This is a genomic window from Celeribacter baekdonensis (assembly GCF_900102315.1).
Classification (GTDB): Bacteria; Pseudomonadota; Alphaproteobacteria; order Rhodobacterales; family Rhodobacteraceae; genus Celeribacter; species Celeribacter baekdonensis.
Genome location: NZ_FNBL01000002.1, coordinates 296,326 through 316,828, shown reverse-complemented (window position 1 = coordinate 316,828; position 20,503 = coordinate 296,326). Strand labels below are relative to the sequence as shown.

The window sequence follows — 20,503 nt, the reverse complement described above, 5'->3', positions numbered from 1 at the left end:
CTTGCCTGATGGCGGGTGCACTCTCCCTCGCGCTGAGTGGCACGGGGGAATTCCGGTTGGAATGGACACATTCCGTCGAGAAAGAAACATGGCGCGAAACTTGGGCGGTCGAAGGCGGCAAGCTATGGCTGCGCCGCGCGGCGGTCAAAGGGTCCGGCGCGGGGATGGAACCGGGCCCGGACGGATGGCTCAAAGACGGCTACTGGATTTGGGAACCCAAACCTTTGGGGGTAAAGGAACTCGTGCTTGCCTCCTCGGGGGAGACGGTTTCAGGCTGGACGATCTGCGGGACAGACTGCATGACCCTTGGCGCGGGCGCAGGCGCGCCTATAGTGTTACGACCTTGTGAGGAGCCAGCGGGAGACGGCGGATGATCACGACACAGGTGCGGCGCGCGCGCAGCCCCGCTTTGGCGGGAATGGTGCTGCTGACCTGTGTCGCGATGCTGGCGGGCGGGCTTGCGTGGCGGGCAGCGCTGCGCACGATTGACGCGCGCCTGGAACAAAGCCTGATCCTGACACTGCGCGCTTTGGAGACCGAGATCGACCGCTTCCGCTATCTGCCGCAGGTTGCAGGACAGGATGCGCGGATCGCCGCGACCATTCGCAGCCCGGCTGATTCGCTCGGCATCGCCGCCACCAACCGCTATCTGGAAAAAATCACCGCGCTTGCCGAAGCAAGCCATCTCTATCTGATGGATGATGTGGGGATCACACTGGCCGCGTCGAACTGGGCGTTGACGGAGAGCTTTGTCGGCCATGATTACAGTTTCCGGCCCTATTTTCAGCAGGCCATCGCGCACGGGGATGGCGCGTTCTATGCGATTGGCGTCACCACGGGGACGCCGGGGTATTTCCTCGCCGCCAAGATCGTAGCGGGGGCCGATGTGGGCGTCGTTGTTGTAAAGATCGACCTCACCGCATTGGAACGCGCATGGATCGCGGCGGATTTGGCAACAGCGGTCGTTGACCCGGACGGGGTGGTGTTCCTCTCCGGCAAACCCGATTGGCTCTACCGCCCGCTTGCGCCGCTCACACCGGATATTTTGGCCCGGATCGACGAGGATCGCGCCTATGTCGGGGTGGATCTGGCGGCGGCAAAGCCGCTGCAACGCGGATCACCGGATTGGATTTTCGACAGTCAAGCGGGGCGGCTGCGGGCGCGCTCGGCGGCCTTCAGCGGCGGCTGGCGGGTGGTCGCGGCAGAACCCGTGACGCCGGCGCTCTATGCGGCGCTTGGCTGGGGCACCGGCATGGCGCTTTTATGTGGTTTCGGGATCGGGCTGGCCAAAATCCAGCGTCAAAGGCGGCAACTGGTGACGCTGAGGCTGCGGCAATCGGATATGTTGGAGCGAAAAGTGGCGGAGCGCACGGAACGTCTGGCGCTGGAAATCGAGGCACGGCGACAGATCGAGGCCGAGCTGCGCGCGGCCCAGGAAACCCTGATCCATTCGGAAAAAATGGCCGCCCTCGGACGGATGTCCGCGGCGATCGTGCATGAGATCAGCCAACCGCTGGCGGCGATGGAGGCCAGTTTGGCGGCAGCCGAGCTGTCATTGCAAACGGCCCCCGCAAAGACCGCGCCCCGGATCGAGACGGCGCGCAATCTGATCCGGCGGATGCAGCGCACGACCAAGCACCTCAAATCCTTTTCCCGCAAAGAGGAGGGACGTCTTGAAGTCATTGATGCGGTTTTGGTGGTGGAAAGTGCGCTTGATCTGGTGCAGCCGCGCGCGCGCGCCGTCGGGGTGACGCCGCGGCTGATCCGACCCGCGGAGCCAATGCTGGTGCGTGCGGGCCGGGTGCGACTGGAACAGGTCTTGGTGAATCTGCTCCTGAATGCGATGGATGCCGTGGAAGGCGAGGCCGGAGGCAAGATCGAAGTGACGCTGGAGGAGAGGGCGGGTGAACTGCTCATTTCGGTCAGCGACACGGGGACCGGCATCGCGCCCGAAGATCTCGCGCGGGTGACAGAACCATTCTTCTCGACCAAGACCAACAGCGAGGGGCTGGGCCTCGGACTGGCGATTTCACAGGCGATCCTGGCCGAGTTCGGCGGGCGTTTCGAGATCTGCTCCACACCGGAAACGGGAACGGTGATGACGGCGATTTTACCAAGATATCAGGGGGATGTGGCATGACGGCAATGATCCATGTGGTCGAGGATGACGTCGATCATTGCGCGGCTCTCTGTGATTTGATCGAGGCAAGCGGCTACCATGCACAGGGGTTTTTGAACGGCTCAGAGGCACTGGCGACGCAGCGCGTGCCCGATCTGGTCGTTACCGATTTGCGGATGCCGGGTATGGACGGGTTCGAGGTGCTGCGTCAGTGGAAAGACCGCGCGGCGGATCTGCCACTGATCGTGATCACAGGGCATGGCGATGTGCCGCACGCGGTGCGCGCGATGCGCCAGGGGGCCGAGGATTTTCTGGAAAAACCCTATGATGCCTCGCATCTGATGGCGGTGATCGCGCGGGCCCTCAAAGCGGGACAGATGCGGGCCGAATTGGCGCAGCTTCGCTCCCAGATTGCCGCGCGTGACAGCACGGAGATTCTGGGGCAATCCACCTCGATCACCGCGCTGAGGGATCGGATCGCGGCATTGGGGCCGCTCGATCTGGATCTGATCGTGACCGGAGAGACCGGCACGGGTAAGGAATTGGTGGCCCGCGCGCTTCATGCCGCCAGCCCGCGCGCGCAGGGACCTTTCGTTGCGGTGAACTGCGCGGCGCTGCCGGAAAGCCTGTTCGAGATGGAAATGTTCGGCCATGTCGCAGGGGCCTTTCCGGGCGCGCACGATAAAATCGGTAAGCTGGAGGCGGCGGCGGGCGGCACGCTGGTTCTCGATGAAATCGAGGCGATGCCCGCAGCATTGCAGCCCAAGCTGTTGCGGGCCTTGCAAGAGCGACAAGTGGAGCGACTTGGCGAGAATGTGCTGCGCCCGCTCGATCTGCGGATCATCGCGCTGTCCAAGAGCGACCTGAGCAAGCGAACGCTTGATGGCAGCTTTCGCGCCGATCTGTTTTACCGCTTGGCCGGTGCGCAGATCACCCTCGACCCGCTGCGCGGCTTGGGCGACGATATCACGCTTTTGTTCAGCCATTTCGTGCAAGCGGCGGCCGCACGGTATGGGCGGGACACGCCTGCAATCTCCTACGGGTTTCGCCAGCACCTTGCAAAGCGCGGATGGCCGGGCAATGTGCGCGAGTTGAAGGCGGCGGCGGAGCGGTTTGCCTTGGGGTTGGATCTGCCTGAGGCGGCACCCTCAGCGCAAGAGGCGGGCAGTTTGGCAGACCGTGTTGCGGCCTATGAGGCACGTGAAATCGCCGCGACTTTGGAACGGTGCCGCGGCAATACGGAACGCGCGGCGCAGGCCTTGGGCATCGCGCGACGCACCCTCAACGACAAGATCGCGCGCTATCAAATTCGCGTTTGAAGGCTCCCGTGATTGCGCCCGAGTGGAAGAAACTGATCGACGCTCAGGCGTTCAAAGACATGTTTGATGGCGAGGTGCGTAACGGCCAGTTTAAAGGCGCAGATATTTTCACATTCTCCCCCATATGCACTCACTGGCTTGCCTCCAATCAACGTTTGAAAATTTATCCGATTGAGCATCCGCTTAGCGCAGACAGAGTCCCACAAACTTTTACGAAAACTACGTTGCCCACAAACCACACCGAGATTCTTACATCCCCGTGCTTCCCATTTTTAAAAACGGAATAAACGCGAACGCCGAGTGATTACGCAAAATATTGATTTTACTGATAAAAATGGTGCCCCCACACGGACTCGAACCGCGGACCTACTGATTACAAATCAGTTGCTCTACCAGCTGAGCTATAGGGGCACACGGCGCTCATTTAAGCGTTGGGTTTCGCGGGTGCAAGCGATTTGTGACGGAAAATTCACTGACATGTCCCGTCAGGTCAAATCGGCGGCATTTTCTGAGCGGGCCATGAGGATCACCGCCAACAGGCTGACGGAAATCACCAAAAGCGCGGCTGGCGAGGCCTCTTCGAGATGTTCAAGCGAAGCCTTTTCAAACACCCGGGTGGCGAGCGTGTTGTAGTTGAACGGGCGCAGCAGCAGCGTGGCGGGGAGCTCCTTGACGCAATCGACAAAGACCAGCAAAAGGGCGGTGCCGACGGAGCTTCGGATCAGCGGCACATAGACCCGGCGCAACGTCCCGCCGAGGGTTTGGCCCAGCGAACGTGCCGCCATTGGCAGGGAGGGTGCGACCCGCCCCATCGCCGCGTCGGCGGCACCTTGGGCGATGGCGAAAAACCGCACCATATAGGCCAGCACGATGGCAAAGGCGGAGCCGGTGAGCAACAGGCCGACATCGCGCCCGGTCATCGCCTCGATCGCATCGGCGACGATATTGTCGAGGCCTGCAAGCGGGATCAGGATGCCAATGCCCAAAACAGCACCGGGGGCGGCATAACCCAGCGTGGTCAAAGGCAGGATCATCCGAGGCAATTTGCGCCCGGTCATGCGCACGCCGTAGACCATGAACAGCGCCGCAAGCACGGTCAAAACCGCCGCAGACCCGGCCACGACCAAGGTGTTTTTGAGCGCGATCAAAAGCCCCGGGGCCAGCCATTGATCCGGCTCGCCCAACGCGTGATAGCCCATGACGGACACAGGCAACACAAAACCGATCAAGAACGGCACGGCGCATAACAACGTCGCCAAAAGCCCCTGCCAACCGACCAGTTGAATCTGAGAAATTGGACGGGGATGGCGCGCACCGGAATGAAACCGCGCCCGCCCGCGCGAGGTTTTTTCAAGACCGACCAAAAGAAACACCACAACCAACACCACCGAAGCGATTTGCGCAGCACCGCCCGCATTGCCGCCCTCAAGCCATGTGGAGAAAATGCCGGTGGTGAGGGTCTGGACCGAAAAATAATTGACCGTGCCATAGTCTGAGACCGTTTCCATCATCACAATCGCCGTGCCCGCCGCAATGGCAGGACGCGCCAAGGGCAAGCCGACGCGGAAAAACCGCGCAAATGCCCCCGCCCCCAGCGCGCGCGCGGTTTCATAAACCGATCCGGATTGTTCGCGAAAAGCGGCACGCGCCATAAGAAAGACATAGGGGGACAAAGCGGCGGCCAAAACGATGATCGCGGAGCCCAAAGAGCGGATCTCCGGCACCCAATAGTCACGGGAACTTTGCCAGCCAAAAATCTGACGCATCAAGGTTTGAACCGGCCCGGCATATTCAAAGAAATCGACCAAAGCATAGGCGCCGACATAGGCCGGGATCGCCAAGGGCAAAAGCAACAGCCATTCCAGCGCGCGCGAGCCGGGGAAGCGATACATGGTGACAAGCCACGCCGCACCTGTGCCCACAGCCCCCGCCAAAGCGGCCACACCAAAGGCCAACCATGCCGTTGTTGCCAGATAACGTGGCAAGGTCGTGGCCAACAGATGCGGCCAGATATTGTCACTGGGATGAAAGGCGATCCAGATCACGGCCATAAGCGGCATCAACACCACAGCGGCAATCACAAAGGCCCCCACCGACCAAGGCGAAACCTTGGACACACGGGTGAGCGCGCCATGTCGAGGCTCGGGCCGAGGCTCGGGCTGAGCCTCGGAACATGGGAGGCTTTGCGGCGGAAACTGAGTCATTTGGTTGGTCATTCCGGAGCCATAAGCGAAATCGGTTTCCCTGTCCAGAAAACTGCCTATATTGGGGCACGTCCCAAACACCGCCACAGAGCGGTGACAGAGGGGCACATGTTGCACCATAGCCAAACCGGGGGCCAAACCGGGCGGCTGTGGAACCGCACTGGATCAGAGCAAAACAGGAAAGCAGCCAAACCCATGATCATCTCCATCCATATCGGGGCACATAGCACCAATGGGGCGCAACTCATGCGAGGGCTGTTGAAAAACAAAGCCGTTTTGGCCGATCATGGCGTTGCCGTGCCGAACCCGTCGCTCTACCGTGATGTGCTCCCCGACGTGATGCGCAAGGTCAAAAGTGCCCGCGCCACGCCCGAGACTCAGGAGATGTTGCTCGACCACATGCTCGAAAGCGATGACTGTGCGCGGCTGGTGCTAAGCTATGAGGATGTGATTTGCCTTCCCGCCTTTATCTTTGACAAGGGCAGATTGTACACAAAGGCCAGTTTCAAATTGCCTTGGCTGTGCAATGTCTTTGCCGATCATGAGGTCGAATTCTTTATCGGCCTGCGCAATCCGGCGACGTTTATCCCCGCCGCATTCAGCCAATGCGGCCCCAATCTGACTTATGAAAGCTTTATCGACACCGCCGATCTTGAGAGCCTGCGTTGGTCGGATGTGTTGACCCTGATCCGCAAATCCTGCCCGAATGCCGCGGTCACCTGTTTCGCCTATGAGGACACACCGCTGACCTGGGCACAGATCATGCGTGACATCGCCGGGATCGGGCCGATGGTGCCGATCTCAGGCGGGCTTGATATTTTGGCGACGATCATGAAACGCGAGGGCATGAAACGCCTGCGCACCTATCTCAACACCCATCGGCCGCAAAACGAAGTGCAACGTCGGCGGATTTTGACGGCTTTTCTCGACAAATACGTCGACGAAGACGCGCTTGAGGAAGAGATTGATCTGCCGGGTTGGGATGAGGCTTTGATCGAACGTCTGACGGAGCTTTACGAGGACGACCTTGATCTGATCGAGACGATGGAAGGCGTGCATTTCATCGCACCCTGACTCGGCGCTGCCCAAGCAAGGACCGTCAGCCAGCCGACATGCGCATCGCAAACAACTCCTCCAGACCGCTGACCGGATGTGCCCGGACCCACTGCGCCACACGGCAACCGGCCTGGCCATAAAACACCGCCTCGCGCGCGCCGTCTGAGTGACGCCATTCCGCCGCCGTCTGTGGCAAAGCGCCCGCCCCCGGATCACAGCTTACAGGGTTCAAATCAAACCGCGGATCGCGCGACACATAGGTGGCGATGCCCTCGTCCACCCAAGCCGGGAAATGCCGCAGAGCGCGCACTCCAATCTGGCGGTGCAGCGCCACATGGGCCCATTCATGGGCAATGATTTCCGTGTCATGCCCGGTCGGACCCAAATAAAACAACTGCGCACCATAGGTCAGGGCACGGGCGTGGTGCCCGCCCATGACGGTGTTGCAGGTCTGGGTATAACACAGGAAAATACGCGGACGCTTATCGGTCGCCACCGGCCCAAACGCCGCACTCACCCGCGCTTCGGCCAGAGCCAAACGGCGCAGGAATTCCTGATCCGCCGCCGGGGTATTGACCTCGCTGAACACATTTGGGCCAATGGTTTGAAAGCCAAAACATCCGGGGCAAAACGCGGCGAGGACCGGCGTATAGCCAAGCGCCAAAAGCCCGATCCCAAACCCCGCACTCAGCGCGATCAGGGACAGGACAAGGCGTTGACCCCAGCGCCGGGTCCTGCCCCAAGCCACGGGACGCGCCTTAGCTCATGCCCAGCGCTTCTTTATACATATCGAGAATGGCTTCTTCTTCGGCAATCTCATCCGAGGATTTCTTACGCAGCGCGATGATTTTACGCATCACCTTGGTGTCGTAACCGCGCCCTTTGGCCTCGGCCATCACCTCTTTTTGTTGATCGGCAATGTCCTTTTTCTCCATTTCAAGACGCTCAAAGCGTTCGATGAACTGGCGCAGCTCCTCTGCCGTGACACGGTAAGAGCTGTCGGGGCCGGGGGTATATTCGTCGTCCATCATGTCGGGACCTTCCTGATGCGCAAATGTCGAAATGAGCCTGATCCCTACCCGCCCGGGTGCCCCAAAGCAAGCCTTCGGATCGCACATGGCGGCGCTCTTTTGCCACCACAGACTTGCCTCATGTCGCCGAAGCCGCTAGGCGAAAGCCAAAGAGTTTTGGACGGATAAAGGAGAGCCCGATGGAGTGGCTGATTTGGACCGGTGCAGCCCTTGCGCTTTTGGGTGTGGCGCTGTTGATCTATTGCATCATTGCGGCTTTGAAGGCCAAAAAAATCGGCGGCACCGACGATGACATCCGTGCCCGTTTGCAAAAGGTCGTGGCGCTTAATCTTGTCGCCTTGATGATTTCCGCCATTGGCCTTGGTGCGGTGACGATTGGCATCATTTTAGGGTGAGCATGCGCACAACATTTTAGGGTGAGCATGCGCACAACGACGTGGCCCCGCGTGGGCCACCCGCGTTGATCCAAAACGAGTCGCCTCTTTCTCCAAACGCTCCCTCTCTTTGCCACAACTCACAGCGCTCCGTCATCAAAACGTTGCCAAAACGCACATCGTTTCGCCATGGGCAACAGTCCGCGTATCTCCCAGAGAATTTCTTTTGATCGCCGCCAAAACACCCTATTTGGATAACAGGTCATTAACCAATTTCACGCTTTCTGATGCCACACACCCGGCCCCGCAAGAGGGGCGGATATGCGAGGCAGCAGAGGCGTGTTACGGTGACTGAAAAGATCGTAACGCAAAGACCATGAACCGCGTGACGCCGGTGAAACGCGACGTAAGGAGAGACCCGCACGATGGATGATCTGGAGACTGACCTGCAAAAGGCCGTGGCCGATTTAGAAGACATCTCCGATTTTTCGCGCGTTGAATGGTGCGAGGCGATTGAGGATCTGTCCGAAGAGCTCGGCTATTATCAGCCGCTCGGCTCCGATTTCTCGGCCGCGTTCCTTGATGAGAAACCCCGGCTTTTGGTCTGTTTTGACACCTATGAACGCGCCACCGAGCGCACCGATCTGGGCTATCCGCACGGGATGATGCTGGCCGCCCATCACGGCTGGTCCACGCTCACCTTGATCGCCCATGGTCCTGACCCCAAAAACGCCTGGTTCCGCGCCCCTGAAATCACCCGCTATTTCGACCGTCTTGTCGACGAAGGCTTTTTTGAAGATTTCGATCAGGTGGTGTTTTACGGTGCCGGTGCCTGTGGTTATGCCGCAGCGGCCTATTGCGTGGTCGCCCCCGGCGCGACCGTGATCGCCATTGCGCCCCAAGCCACTCTGGATGGCCGTTTGGCCTCATGGGACCCGCGTTTCCCGGCCACTCGGCGCATGGATTTCACCTCCCGCTATGGCTTTGCCCCCGATATGGTCGATGGCGCGGATCGGGCTTTTGTCCTCTATGATCCAAAGATCGAAATGGACGCGATGCACGCCGCCTTGTTCCATCAACCCCATGTCACCCGCGTCCCCTGCCGCCTGTTTGGCACCGACCCGGAATTTGAGATGATGGAAATGGGGGCTTTGGCGCCGATCCTTGTGGCCGCGATGCAGGGCAATCTCGATCAACGCCGCATGACACAGGCGTTGCGGATGCGGCGCGAGCATTTGGGCTATTTGCGGCGGCTTTTGGGCGAATTGGCCCCGGACAATCGCCCGATGCAAACCGCGCTTTTGTGCCGCCATGTGGTCAAAACCCGCCCCGGCGCACGCCGGTTCCGCCGTGCGTTGCAAACTGCGACAACCGCTTTGGAAGAGAAAGGCGTGACATTGCCGTGGGAAAAAGAGGCAGAGGGGCTGGACGCCTAAAGCCTTTTGCATTTTTCCTGAATCAGGACATGCAGCAAAGGCTCACGAGCCGTCGATGGTGTGGGCGTTTCACCTATGATCTGGCTCAGATCAAAGGCAAAACGCTTTAGCCCCCTCGCCTATCCCAACCCGCCCTCGTCTTCGACAAACCGCACCGCCTCGGCCACGCCCAAACCGTTGCGCAGCGAGGCCATGATATAAGGCCGCTCCCCACGCGCGCGTTTGGTGTCCGCCTCCAAAAGATCCGGATCGACGCCGACATAGGGCGCAAGATCGACCTTGTTCACGACCAATAAATCAGACCGTGTCACCCCCGGCCCGCGTTTGCGCGGAATGTCCTGGCCTGCGGCGGTGTCGATCACATAGATCGTCAAATCCGCCAGTTCCGGCGAAAAGGTCGCGGCCAGATTGTCGCCGCCGCTTTCAATCAAAATCACATCGAGATCCGGGAAGGCCGCGTTCAAATCCGCCACGGCGGCCAAGTTGATCGAGGCATCTTCGCGGATCGCCGTATGCGGGCAACCGCCCGTCTCCACGCCGCGAATGCGCTCCATCGGTAGGATTTGTTGCCGCATCAAGGCCTCCGCATCCTCGCGGGTGTAGATGTCATTGGTGATCACCGCGACCGAGTAAGTCTCTGACAAAGCCTTGGCCAAAGCCCCGGTCAATGTGGTTTTGCCCGCCCCCACTGGGCCGCCGATTCCAACGCGCAAAGGTCCGTTTGGGGATGCCATCATCTGTCTCCTGTTGATCTTAAGTGGTGATCCTGATGCGCTCTCAGGTTTTAAAAATGCGCACGTCCATGTCTTCGTGCCGCGCCGCCATCAGGTCGGCGGCAAAAGCCCCGGTCGTCAACCCCGCCTCCGTCGCTGACAACGCCTCGTCGGTCACTGAGGCAATCACCCTGTGCATATTGGACAACACCGTCTGCCCTGCCGCCTGCCCCAAAGGGACAAAGCGCACGGCAGCGGACACAAGATTGGAGGTAAAGCTATGAAGGTAAAGAGAGATCACCGTTTTGACCGGCAGATCAAGCGCGCGTGCCGCCACCCCCACCGCCACCGGCAAAGCCCGTGCCGGGGCCGCGACACCGCCCATCTGGGCCACGGTTTTGGCAAAGGCCGCGCCTTGCTCATAGGTCTCGCTCCAACGCTCGCGCGTGCCCGCCAAAGCCTCCGCCAGCGCCGCCATCTCATCGGCATCCGCGCCTTGCACCACCATTGACAACAGCCAGGCATCAACCCGGCCCCCGCCCTTTTGCAGCGTCAGCGTTAACCACATCTCAAGGCTTGCACCATCGCTCACCACTCCCTCCGTGACCGCCAATTCCAGCGCATGGGAATAGGCGAAAGAACCCAAAGGGAACGCCGGCGAGAGCCATTGGGTCAGGGTGAGCAGGCTTTGGTCAGTCATGGGAGTCATGGGGATGATCGTGGGCGTGGGAATGGTCATGATGGTGGTCATGCCCGCCATGCGCGTGCGCTCCATGCGCTCCATGCGCGTGCGCCCGGTCATGTCCGCCATGGTCATGACCCATCGTGCGGCCATGGCCATAGGCCCCGCCTTCCGGGTTAAACGGCGCAACAATGTCGTTCACCTCGGCCCCCAACTGTTCCAACATCGCCTTCAGCACCGGGTCACGCTGAATGACCAACCGATCCGGCGCGATTTCGCAGGGCGTATGGCGGTTGCCGATGTGCCATGCATAGCGTGTCACCGTGTCGCCCGTGATCGCCAAAAGCGCCTCCTCTGCGGCCACCACACCAATGATCCGCCCGTCCTCAAGCCGGAGACCATCGCCGGCCAGCAACGAGGTGGTTTGAGGCAGATCGAGAAAAATCGCCTCCCCCGCCGCTGTCATCAGCTTTTTACGGCGCACCAACCGTTGATCATAGGTTAACGCAACGGTGTCGCTGACTGCGTTCATGGCCCCAGAGCCGCCACCGGGCAGCACGTCAAAGGCTTTCATCGCGCTCATTTCATACTCTCCTTCAAGAATTGGGACTTTCTTAACCGACTCGCCCCCAAATGGAGGCCAAGGAGACCCTGACCATGAGTTTTGACCCCATGCACCTTAACCCCATGACCTTTGCCGACATGACCTTTGCCGACATGATCGTTGTAACGCCATGACTTTGCCCCCGCATGATCATTCCGCCTTAGAGGCCGTGGATGAATTGGCCACGGTACGCGCGCATATCGAACGCCTGCGCAACCGCGAGGCGGAGCTCTGTGACGAAATCCGTAGCTTTGCAACCCAATCCGGCGGTCTGCGTGTCTGTGGCGCGACCCGCGATGCGGTAATCGAACGACGCCGCCCGCGTCGCGTGGATCTTGGCAAATTGCCAAAAGAGGTGTTTCTCGATCCGGGTCTTCTCCTCGGCCAGACCGAAACCGTTGTGCTGATCTGGCCCAAATCAGGTCTCACCGCTGTGCCCGCCGCCCTCCCCGCATCGGTCTCACACGCGGATCCCACCGACACCCCGGAGGCGCGCCCCTTTGATGGGCCTGTCGATGTGCCCCCTGAGCAGAGGGCCGACCCCATGGATCGTCCCGAGATCACAGATGATCTGCCGCGAGACCATGTTTCCGAGACCAAAGAGATGGACGTCGGGTTCGAAGGTTTGGAGGAAATCGTGGACATGATCGTAGACATGGAGGGCGCGCCCGTGACGATGCCAACGCTCCTCCAGGAGTGCGCCACGGCGTCGGATGATCGCCACATTGAATTCAACATTGCATCAGAGCCCGCGACGACAGCCATAGGCTCTGTGACACCGTCCCCCACCGAAATGCGCACCATCGGGGCTCCCATGGAGGAAGGGGACCCGATCGGTGACATGCTCGACCTCAGCGACAGATTTGAAGAGGTCGACAGCCCTGTGGACGTCAATGTTGCAGCACCTGTTCTCCCCCCTTTAGCGCGTGACGCGCATGTCCCCCGGCGGGAGGAAAGGATCACCGTCGCCAGCGAGGATCCATTTGGCCTCAAAGGCGCGACCCCAACGCCGAGCGCCGCAACATACCTGGATGTAACTGCGGATGAAGCGCCCGAATGTGAGACCCCGCGCGATCTGCGTCCCACGGCCCATGCACATCTGCAACCTATGGCCGGTCTGCACGAAGAAGAGATCGCACAGGCCCTTGACGATGCGGATGCCCCGCTTGATCCGGTGACCTTGTCCGAAGCGCTGAGCGAGGCCCAAAGGCTTGAAAACCAAATGGATTTACAGGTGGAGCTTGGCAAATTTGATCTGAGTGAAGACCTGCCCGCGGCCTTTTCCACATCCCGCGCGATCTCGGGCGCTTGACCCGTGCGCACTACCCCGCCCAACCACGCCATGATGTATCCAGAAGGAGACACACGATGTTCATGACCCGATCCCCGGCCGACGAATTGGCCAGTATACGCGCCAAAATCGCCGAATTGCGCGCCCGCGAAACCGCGCTGGAGGCGCGGTTTATAGAGATGAACGACACCGGACGCTTTGTCGGATTTTCCTACGATGTCGTGGTGTCGTGCACCGCGTATCAAGTGTTCGACATTTCGAAACTGCCGGACAGCATCCTCAACGACGACCGCTTTTACGCGACCAAACACGTCACCTCGATCCGCACCGAACCGCGCGATGAGACCGACGCGTTCATGCTGGCGCAAACCGCGGGAGAAGAGTTTGACGTGATCGAACACCATTGAAATCTCCACCCGCAGATCAGCCAAGCAGGTCGTTCAAAACAGAAAATAGCGCTGCGCCATCGGCAACTCAGAGGCGGGTTCACAGGTCAAAAGCTCGCCATCGGCGCGCACCTCGTATGTTTCCGGGTTGACGTCGATCTTGGGCGTTGCCGTGTTCATCACCATCGACGATTTGCCAATCTTGCGGGTGTTCTCCACCGCTACGGTTTGTTTGTGGAGGCCCAAAGAGGCGCCGATGCCTTCGGCCTGAGCGGCGGCAGAGACGAACAACACGGCGGAGTGTTCCACCGCGCGGCCCATGGCACCAAACATCGGTCGGGTATAGACGGGTTGCGGCGTCGGGATCGAGGCATTCGGATCGCCCATTTGCGCCACGGCAATCGAGCCGCCCAAAAGCACCATCTCCGGTTTCACGCCAAAGAACGCCGGTGACCAGATCACAAGATCGGCACGCTTGCCGACCTCGATCGACCCGATTTCGCGGCTCATCCCATGGGCAATCGCCGGATTGATCGTATATTTCGCGATGTAGCGTTTCACCCGAACGTTGTCATTGTCGCCAGTCTCATCCGACAAGCGACCGCGTTGTTTTTTCATCTTATCCGCCGTTTGCCAGGTGCGGATCAAGACCTCGCCCACCCGGCCCATGGCCTGACTGTCGGAGGCGATGATGGAAAACGCGCCCATATCATGCAGGATGTCTTCGGCGGCAATGGTTTCTTTGCGGATGCGGGATTCGGCAAAAGCCACATCTTCGGGAATGGATTTGTCGAGGTGGTGACAGACCATGAGCATGTCGAGATGCTCTTCCAACGTGTTGATCGTATAGGGCCGTGTCGGGTTGGTAGAGGACGGGATCACATGCTCTTCGCCCACAACTTTGATGATGTCGGGAGCGTGCCCCCCGCCCGCGCCCTCGGTGTGAAAGGCGTGGATCGTGCGGCCTTTCATCGCCTTGACCGTGTTCTCGACAAAGCCGGATTCGTTGAGCGTATCGGTGTGGATCATCACCTGAACGTCCATGTCATCGGCCACTGAGAGACAGCAATCAATCGCGCCGGGCGTCGTGCCCCAATCCTCATGCAGCTTGAGCGCCGCCGCACCCGCCTTGACCATTTCAACCAAAGCCTGCGGTTGGCTCGCGTTGCCCTTGCCCGCCAACGCGATGTTCATCGGCACGCCATCGAGCGCCTGCAACATCCGACCGATATGCCATGGACCAGGGGTACAGGTGGTGGCCAACGTGCCATGCGCCGGCCCGGTGCCGCCGCCCAACATGGTGGTCAGGCCAGAATGTAGAGCATCTTCAATCTGTTGCGGGCAAATAAAATGGATGTGGCTGTCAAAGCCCCCCGCCGTGATGATCCGGCCCTCGCCCGCGATCACCTCTGTGCCGGGACCGACGATGATGTCAACATTCGGCTGCGTGTCGGGGTTTCCGGCCTTGCCAATCCCGGCGATGCGCCCGCTTTTGAGGCCAATGTCGGCCTTGAAAATCCCGGTCACATCCAAAATCAACGCGTTGGTGATCACCGTGTCAACGGCACCTTGGGCCCGCGACAATTGCGATTGGCCCATGCCATCGCGGATCACTTTGCCGCCGCCAAACTTGACTTCTTCGCCATAAGGGCCCGTCAGGTCGCGTTCGACTTCGATGATCAAATCGGTATCGGCTAACCGGACCTTGTCGCCCGTGGTCGGGCCAAACATATCGGCATAGGTGGCGCGGGAAATTTTTGCAGGCATCTCGGTCCCTCTCAGTACGTCTGATAGGCAGAGCGCATCTCATCCGTGCGTTGCCGTGTTAAATTTGCCAAACAACTGTTCATGATCAGCGGCTGGATCGACCCGCCCTCATAAAGCACGGCCTCCGCGTCGCAGGCGGCGTCCCGATAGGGAATCCACGCCCGTTGTGCGCTGCGCAGGGCGTCGGCGGCGGTGTCACCATAGGTTTTGGCGCGATCCATGGCCCATGCGTAGGTCTCATTGAGCACGGCATCGGCGGCCTGATAGTCCTGATAGGAACAGATGTTCATATCGGTTTGGGTCATCGCATTGTCGCAATCCACCTGCGGCTCTTCCGCCAAAGCGGGACCGCAGAATGCAATCAAAATCAGAATCTTACGGATCACAGCGCACCCATCACTTTCTGATTGAACCCATAGACTTCGCGTTTGCCGGACAGCGGCACAAGGCTGACTTCGCGGGTTTGTCCCGGCTCAAACCGCACAGCCGTGCCCGCGGCAATGTCGAGCCGTTTGCCCCGCGCCGCCTCGCGATCAAAAGCCAGCGCGGCGTTGGTTTCATAGAAGTGATAATGCGAGCCAACTTGCACCGGACGATCGCCGGTGTTGGAAACCTCAAGCACAGTCACCTCAGCGCCCGCGTTCAACTCGATATCGCCCTCTGTGATGAAATACTCTCCTGGGATCATGGGGGGGATCATGGCGGTCTCCTTAACGAATGGGGTGATGGACGGTGACCAATTTGGTGCCATCCGGAAAGGTCGCCTCAACTTGCACCTCGGGGATCATCTCGGCGATGCCCTCCATACACATGGCTTTGGTCACAACATGCGCCGCCGATTGCATCAGTTCGGACACCATTTTACCGTCCCGCGCGCCTTCGACGACGAAATCGGTGATCAATGCGATGGCCTCAGGGTGGTTCAGCTTTACGCCACGCGCAAGGCGCCCACGCGCCACCATCGCGGCCAAAGAGATCAAAAGTTTGTCCTTTTCCCTCGGGGTCAGGTTCATGGTCGTCCCTCGTTCAATTCAAGTCACATTTGCCAGACGCGCGGCAGGTCCACGCCTCTGATCTGATTCAAAACCCGCGCCACATAGCGCCTCAGCGGATAGCCATCCGGCGCCATCGCCCGGATCACAAGTTTGCCGTTCCAGCCCGAGACACCCGCCGTGACGCCCTCTTGGACCGTCTGTTTGACCAGATCGGCCAAGGCTTCGGCACCCGGCGCGAACATCCCGATGGTCGCCACGGCGCGCGCCCCGCCGAGCGTCACCGCATGATCGCGCGCGGCCAAAAGGGCAGCGTCGATTTCCAGCGGTTCCAAGAATTCAAGCCGCCCGGCACGGCGGATTTCACGGCGGTCCGTCAAATGCAACGTTTGCAGCGTCTCCCCCATCGCGGCACGCCCAAAGATCAGCGTCTCCACAAAGGTGAACCGTGCTTCCCCGGCGATCTCTGCACAGGTGAGACGGTTCAATCGCGCATTTTCAAACAGGATGGTTTCCTGCGGCAGCCAATCGAGCCACGCGCCCGCCCCGGCGATGAGCCGAACCGATACATCCGCATCCGCGCCATGGGCGACAGAAGCATAGGCGCGCTCGGCGGTTTGAGTGGTGCCCACAAGCGATGCGCCATCCTCAACCTCAAGCGTGTAATCCAGTCGATCTCCGGCGGTTAAGCCCCCGGATGTGTTGAGAAAAACCACCTCCGGCACCTTGGTGTGCACCCGTGGCAACATCGCTTTGGCGGAGCCAGATTGGTGCAAATCCTTCAACCCGTTCACGCCCATGACCACAAGCGCACGACCCCGCACACGCTGCATGGTTGGCACCGCGGGTTGGGGCAGGGTTTGAAGTGAGGTATCGAGCATCCAAGTCTCCAAGTCGTCACCACGCTAGCCTTGGCCCGGCAGAGGCTTCAATCCCGGAGCCGCCCGATTGTACACAATCGTCGCGAAAACTGACCATCCGCTTAAAAAATAAGCACGATCTGCCATCTGGTGCTTTGCAACGGAACGCGGTAATTCAGGGACATGACCGATACACTCACACTCCGCCGCCCCGACGATTGGCATTTGCATCTGCGCGATGGTGCGATGCTCAACGCCATTTTGCCCGAAACCACACGCCATTTTGCCCGCGCAATCGTGATGCCGAACCTTGTGCCCCCCGTGGTCACCGGCGACGATGCAGCCGCCTACCGCGAGCGCATCCTCAAGGCGAACCCACGCAAAGGTCAGTTTGAGCCATTGATGACGCTCTATTTGACCGAACACACCGACCCGAATGATGTGGCCATGGCCCATGCCAGCGGCTTGGTGAAAGCGGTGAAATTATATCCGGCGGGGGCGACGACCAATTCGGCCTCGGGTGTCACGAATTTTGAAAACGTGCGCGCGGTTTTGGAAAAAATGTCCGAGATCGGCCTGCCGCTGTGCATCCATGGCGAGGTGGTGACGCCGGACGTGGACATCTTTGATCGTGAGAAAGTGTTCATCGACACCGTGCTCGACCCAATCCGCCGCACCACCCCCGGCCTCAAAGTGGTGATGGAACATATCACCACGAAGGACGGCGTGGAGTACGCCCGTTCTGTGGATGAGGGTCTGGGCGCGACGATCACCACGCATCACCTTGTGATCAACCGCAACCATATCCTCGTGGGCGGGATCAAACCGCATTATTATTGCCTGCCCGTGGCCAAACGCGAAACGCACCGTCTGGCTTTGGTGGAGGCGGCGACCTCTGGCGACAAACAGTTCTTTTTGGGCACCGATTCCGCACCGCATGTGGACGGGGCGAAAGAGACCGCATGTGGGTGTGCGGGCTGTTTCACCGCCACGAACACCATGTCGATTCTCGCCGAAGTGTTTGAAAAAGAGGGAAAACTGGATGCTCTTGAAGCCTTCACCTCGATCAACGGGCCGACATTCTATGGCCTGCCGCTCAATGAGGCGACGATCACGCTGCGCCGGGGCAACCCGGTCCGCTACCCCGCCAAAATCGACACCGAAAACGGTCCCGTGACCGTATTTGACCCGCAAATGCCGCTCCATTGGAGCGTCGAGGCCTAAGACGAAAGAGACCGCCAGATGATCCCCTCCTCCTTTCCTGACGAGACCGAAATCGCCCGTTTGACGGCGCGAATGCTGTTGGAAATCAAGGCCGTGCATTTCAACGCGCGCGAGCCATTTACGCTGGCCTCCGGCCTGCCCAGCCCGACCTATATCGACTGTCGCAAACTGATTTCCTACCCGCGCATTCGCTCCACACTGATGGATTTTCTCTCGGTTTCCGTCATGCGCGAGGCTGGATTTGAGGCCTTTGACAACATCGCGGGTGGCGAAACGGCGGGCATCCCCTTTGCCGCAATGGTGGCCGAACGTCTGGCCCTGCCAATGACCTATGTGCGCAAAAAACCCAAAGGTTACGGGCGCAATGCCCGGATCGAAGGGCAGATGAGCGAAGGCGAGCGGGTGTTGTTGGTCGAAGATTTGACCACCGATGGTGGCTCGAAACTGTCCTTTGTCGATGCAATCCGCGAAACGGGCGCGACCTGCGGCTGGACGGCGGTGATTTTTTACTACGGAATTTTCCCGGAGACGGAAAAGACGCTGGGCGATCATGGCGTGAAACTCATCAGCCTGTGCACATGGTGGGATGTTTTGGCCGAAGCCAAACGCCAAGGTGCCTTTGATGCGGAGACTCTTTCGGAGGTGGAAAAATTCCTAAACGCCCCGCGCGAGTGGCAAGAGGCCAATAAAAAGGCATAAATCGGCAATAATCCGCGCGCGAAATTTATGCGCCGTCCTCAAGGGCGGCGTTTTTCTTTGCAAACAGCCGGGTTAGCCGACGTCGTTTCCCCACCGGACACTTATCCACAAGTTATACATTTTGAAACCCGGCGCGCAGGCAGCTATGAAATCCAAACCCGCGAGCATCACGCGACTCGCAGGATCATAAAGAGGGCCAGCCGGATGAATGACATCGCCACACTTCAGGATGCACGCAACGACAAATCGGGCGCGACCACATCTTCGGTGATCACCTCCTATGCCGGTGCCGTGCCGCATAACATCGAGGCCGAACAGCAACTCCTGGGCGCGCTTTTGACCAACAACGATGTGTTCGACAAAATCGCCTCAATCATCTCGCCCGACCATTTTTTCGACCCGGTGCACAAGGATATTTACGAGAAGGCTCAGGAGCGCATTCAAAAGAATATGCTCGCCTCCCCGGTGACCTTGAAAGCCTATATGGAGGACCATGAGGGCCTCAAAGAACTCGGCGGCCCGGCCTATTTGGCGCGTCTGGCGGCGAGTGCGATTTCGACCTATGCGGTGCGTGATTACGCCCAGTTGATCTATGATCTGTTCTTGCGCCGACAGTTGATTGAGCTTGGCAATGAGATTGCAGGCTCTGCCGCCTCGGGCGCGGATATTCGCGATCCGGGCGAACAAATTGTGGCCGCCGAACAGCGGCTTTACACGCTGGCCGAACAGGGCAAGGGCGAGACGGGCTTCACCTCCTTCCTCTCCGCCGTCACCCAAGCCGTGCTCAACGCCAATGCCGCCTATGAGCGCGGCGGCGGCATGGCCGGGATTCAGACCCACCTCAACGACCTCGACAAAAAGATGGGCGGTCTGCACAAATCCGACTTGATCATCTTGGCCGGGCGTCCGTCGATGGGCAAAACCTCGCTCGCCACCAACATCGCCTTCAACATCGCCAAGGCCTATAAAAAGGGCACGCTGCCGGACGGGCGCACGGGCGCGGTCGAGGGCGGGGTTGTCGGGTTTTATTCGCTTGAGATGAGCGCCGAACAGTTGGCGGCGCGGATTTTGGCCGAGGCGTCTGAGATTTCGTCGCATAAAATTCGCCAAGGGGACATGACCGAGGATCAGTTCCGCCGCTTTGTCGAGGCTGCCAAAACGCTTGAGACCTGCCCGCTCTATATCGACGACACCCCGGCCATTCCGATTTCGCAATTGGCGGCGCGCGCGCGGCGGTTGCAGCGCACACATGGGTTGGACCTGTTGATCATCGACTATCTGCAACTGGTGCGCGGCACGGCGCGCAGCCAAGGCAACCGGGTGCAGGAGATCGGCGAGATTTCCATGGGTCTCAAAGCCATCGCCAAGGAACTCAACATCCCGGTGATCGCACTGTCGCAGCTCAGTCGGACGGTGGAAAGCCGCGACGACAAACGGCCACAGCTCTCGGATTTGCGTGAATCCGGCTCGATCGAGCAGGACGCTGACGTGGTGATGTTTGTCTATCGTGGCGAATATTACAAAGAGCGCGAAAAGCCCGAAGAGCATGATATGGAGGCCACGACGCGCTGGGTCGAGGATATGGAGCGGCTGCACGGCAAGGCCGAAGTCATCCTTGGCAAACAACGTCACGGTCCGATTGGCACGGTGGAACTGAGCTTTGAGGCGGAATTCACCCGCTTTGGCAACCTTGTTCAGCCTTGGCAACAAAGCGAACCCGACTACTAACCCCGACATAAGGACATT

22 protein-coding genes and 1 tRNA gene are annotated in these 20,503 nt (G+C 59.7%); 11 read left to right on the top strand and 12 right to left on the bottom strand.

Annotated elements, in window-relative coordinates:
* Positions 1-8 precede the first annotated feature (8 nt).
* From BLT54_RS05740 to BLT54_RS05730, 3 genes are read left to right on the top strand one after another with little or no spacing between them, the layout of a single operon-like run.
* Complete coding sequence (locus BLT54_RS05740) at positions 9-374, top strand: DUF1850 domain-containing protein (protein ID WP_245707956.1); 366 nt, start codon at positions 9-11, stop codon at positions 372-374.
* Positions 371-2,140 (top strand): ATP-binding protein, encoded by a 1,770-nt coding sequence (locus BLT54_RS05735; protein ID WP_074642107.1) that lies wholly within the window; start codon positions 371-373, stop codon positions 2,138-2,140. Before BLT54_RS05740 ends, BLT54_RS05735 begins: the two co-directional genes overlap by 4 nt.
* Positions 2,137-3,438: a sigma-54-dependent transcriptional regulator gene (locus BLT54_RS05730; RefSeq protein ID WP_074642105.1), complete on the top strand. Its 1,302-nt coding sequence runs from the start codon at positions 2,137-2,139 to the stop codon at positions 3,436-3,438. Before BLT54_RS05735 ends, BLT54_RS05730 begins: the two co-directional genes overlap by 4 nt.
* Before the next feature lie 335 nt (positions 3,439-3,773).
* On the opposite strand, the gene BLT54_RS05720 is transcribed toward BLT54_RS05730, so the two are convergent.
* Positions 3,774-3,849, bottom strand: a tRNA-Thr gene (locus tag BLT54_RS05720).
* Positions 3,850-3,923: 74 nt separating this feature from the next.
* The gene (locus BLT54_RS05715; RefSeq protein WP_245707961.1) at positions 3,924-5,498 is read right to left on the bottom strand and encodes an ABC transporter permease; all 1,575 of its coding nucleotides are present in this window, start codon (positions 5,496-5,498) and stop codon (positions 3,924-3,926) included.
* Positions 5,499-5,750: 252 nt separating this feature from the next.
* On the opposite strand from BLT54_RS05715, the gene BLT54_RS05710 reads away from it, so the two are divergent.
* Complete coding sequence (locus BLT54_RS05710) at positions 5,751-6,716, top strand: hypothetical protein (protein ID WP_143026752.1); 966 nt, start codon at positions 5,751-5,753, stop codon at positions 6,714-6,716.
* A 25-nt stretch (positions 6,717-6,741) separates the two neighbouring features.
* Here the strand turns inward: BLT54_RS05710 and BLT54_RS05705 are convergent, their stop codons facing one another.
* Positions 6,742-7,446 (bottom strand): hypothetical protein, encoded by a 705-nt coding sequence (locus BLT54_RS05705; RefSeq protein WP_074642099.1) that lies wholly within the window; start codon positions 7,444-7,446, stop codon positions 6,742-6,744.
* A 10-nt stretch (positions 7,447-7,456) separates the two neighbouring features.
* The gene (locus BLT54_RS05700) at positions 7,457-7,729 is read right to left on the bottom strand and encodes a DUF2312 domain-containing protein (protein WP_009570805.1); all 273 of its coding nucleotides are present in this window, start codon (positions 7,727-7,729) and stop codon (positions 7,457-7,459) included.
* A 179-nt stretch (positions 7,730-7,908) separates the two neighbouring features.
* On the opposite strand from BLT54_RS05700, the gene BLT54_RS05695 reads away from it, so the two are divergent.
* Both BLT54_RS05695 and BLT54_RS05690 read left to right on the top strand, forming a co-directional pair.
* Positions 7,909-8,124, top strand: a complete 216-nt coding sequence (locus tag BLT54_RS05695; protein WP_074642097.1) for a hypothetical protein — start codon at positions 7,909-7,911, stop codon at positions 8,122-8,124.
* A 404-nt stretch (positions 8,125-8,528) separates the two neighbouring features.
* The gene (locus BLT54_RS05690; RefSeq protein ID WP_083351706.1) at positions 8,529-9,539 is read left to right on the top strand and encodes a hypothetical protein; all 1,011 of its coding nucleotides are present in this window, start codon (positions 8,529-8,531) and stop codon (positions 9,537-9,539) included.
* Between the two features lie 119 nt (positions 9,540-9,658).
* On the opposite strand, the gene ureG is transcribed toward BLT54_RS05690, so the two are convergent.
* Genes ureG through BLT54_RS05675 form a run of 3 tightly spaced genes read right to left on the bottom strand, consistent with a single transcriptional unit; the run spans position 9,659 to position 11,517 of the window.
* A complete protein-coding gene (gene ureG / locus BLT54_RS05685; protein ID WP_074642496.1) occupies positions 9,659-10,273 on the bottom strand; it encodes an urease accessory protein UreG in 615 nt (204 codons plus the stop codon).
* Positions 10,274-10,316: 43 nt separating this feature from the next.
* Entirely contained in the window at positions 10,317-10,952 is a 636-nt protein-coding gene (locus BLT54_RS05680; RefSeq protein WP_074642094.1) for an urease accessory protein UreF, read from the bottom strand.
* Complete coding sequence (locus tag BLT54_RS05675; RefSeq protein ID WP_083351705.1) at positions 10,945-11,517, bottom strand: urease accessory protein UreE; 573 nt, start codon at positions 11,515-11,517, stop codon at positions 10,945-10,947. Before BLT54_RS05675 ends, BLT54_RS05680 begins: the two co-directional genes overlap by 8 nt.
* A 151-nt stretch (positions 11,518-11,668) precedes the next feature.
* On the opposite strand from BLT54_RS05675, the gene BLT54_RS05670 reads away from it, so the two are divergent.
* Both BLT54_RS05670 and BLT54_RS05665 read left to right on the top strand, forming a co-directional pair.
* Positions 11,669-12,850, top strand: coding sequence for a hypothetical protein (locus tag BLT54_RS05670; RefSeq protein ID WP_074642092.1), 1,182 nt, complete (start codon positions 11,669-11,671; stop codon positions 12,848-12,850).
* Positions 12,851-12,912: 62 nt separating this feature from the next.
* Positions 12,913-13,236, top strand: coding sequence for a hypothetical protein (locus tag BLT54_RS05665; RefSeq protein ID WP_143026751.1), 324 nt, complete (start codon positions 12,913-12,915; stop codon positions 13,234-13,236).
* Positions 13,237-13,269: 33 nt separating this feature from the next.
* Here the strand turns inward: BLT54_RS05665 and ureC are convergent, their stop codons facing one another.
* From ureC to BLT54_RS05640, 5 genes are read right to left on the bottom strand one after another with little or no spacing between them, the layout of a single operon-like run.
* On the bottom strand, positions 13,270-14,982 hold the full coding sequence (ureC, locus tag BLT54_RS05660) for an urease subunit alpha (RefSeq protein ID WP_074642088.1): 1,713 nt from the start codon (positions 14,980-14,982) through the stop codon (positions 13,270-13,272).
* 11 nt (positions 14,983-14,993) lie between these two features.
* On the bottom strand, positions 14,994-15,368 hold the full coding sequence (locus BLT54_RS05655) for a lysozyme inhibitor LprI family protein (RefSeq protein WP_074642086.1): 375 nt from the start codon (positions 15,366-15,368) through the stop codon (positions 14,994-14,996).
* The gene (locus BLT54_RS05650; RefSeq protein WP_074642491.1) at positions 15,365-15,670 is read right to left on the bottom strand and encodes an urease subunit beta; all 306 of its coding nucleotides are present in this window, start codon (positions 15,668-15,670) and stop codon (positions 15,365-15,367) included. The genes BLT54_RS05655 and BLT54_RS05650 overlap by 4 nt, the downstream gene beginning before the upstream one ends.
* Before the next feature lie 22 nt (positions 15,671-15,692).
* Positions 15,693-15,995 (bottom strand): urease subunit gamma, encoded by a 303-nt coding sequence (locus tag BLT54_RS05645; RefSeq protein WP_074642084.1) that lies wholly within the window; start codon positions 15,993-15,995, stop codon positions 15,693-15,695.
* Positions 15,996-16,018: 23 nt separating this feature from the next.
* Positions 16,019-16,855: an urease accessory protein UreD gene (locus BLT54_RS05640; protein ID WP_074642082.1), complete on the bottom strand. Its 837-nt coding sequence runs from the start codon at positions 16,853-16,855 to the stop codon at positions 16,019-16,021.
* Positions 16,856-17,017: 162 nt separating this feature from the next.
* On the opposite strand from BLT54_RS05640, the gene pyrC reads away from it, so the two are divergent.
* The 3 genes from pyrC to BLT54_RS05625 all read left to right on the top strand — a co-directional run bounded on the left by pyrC (position 17,018) and on the right by BLT54_RS05625 (position 20,485).
* Entirely contained in the window at positions 17,018-18,058 is a 1,041-nt protein-coding gene (gene pyrC, locus BLT54_RS05635) for a dihydroorotase (RefSeq protein ID WP_074642080.1), read from the top strand.
* An 18-nt stretch (positions 18,059-18,076) separates the two neighbouring features.
* Positions 18,077-18,757 (top strand): orotate phosphoribosyltransferase, encoded by a 681-nt coding sequence (locus tag BLT54_RS05630; RefSeq protein WP_074642078.1) that lies wholly within the window; start codon positions 18,077-18,079, stop codon positions 18,755-18,757.
* Between the two features lie 204 nt (positions 18,758-18,961).
* On the top strand, positions 18,962-20,485 hold the full coding sequence (locus tag BLT54_RS05625; RefSeq protein WP_074642076.1) for a replicative DNA helicase: 1,524 nt from the start codon (positions 18,962-18,964) through the stop codon (positions 20,483-20,485).
* Positions 20,486-20,503 lie beyond the last annotated feature (18 nt).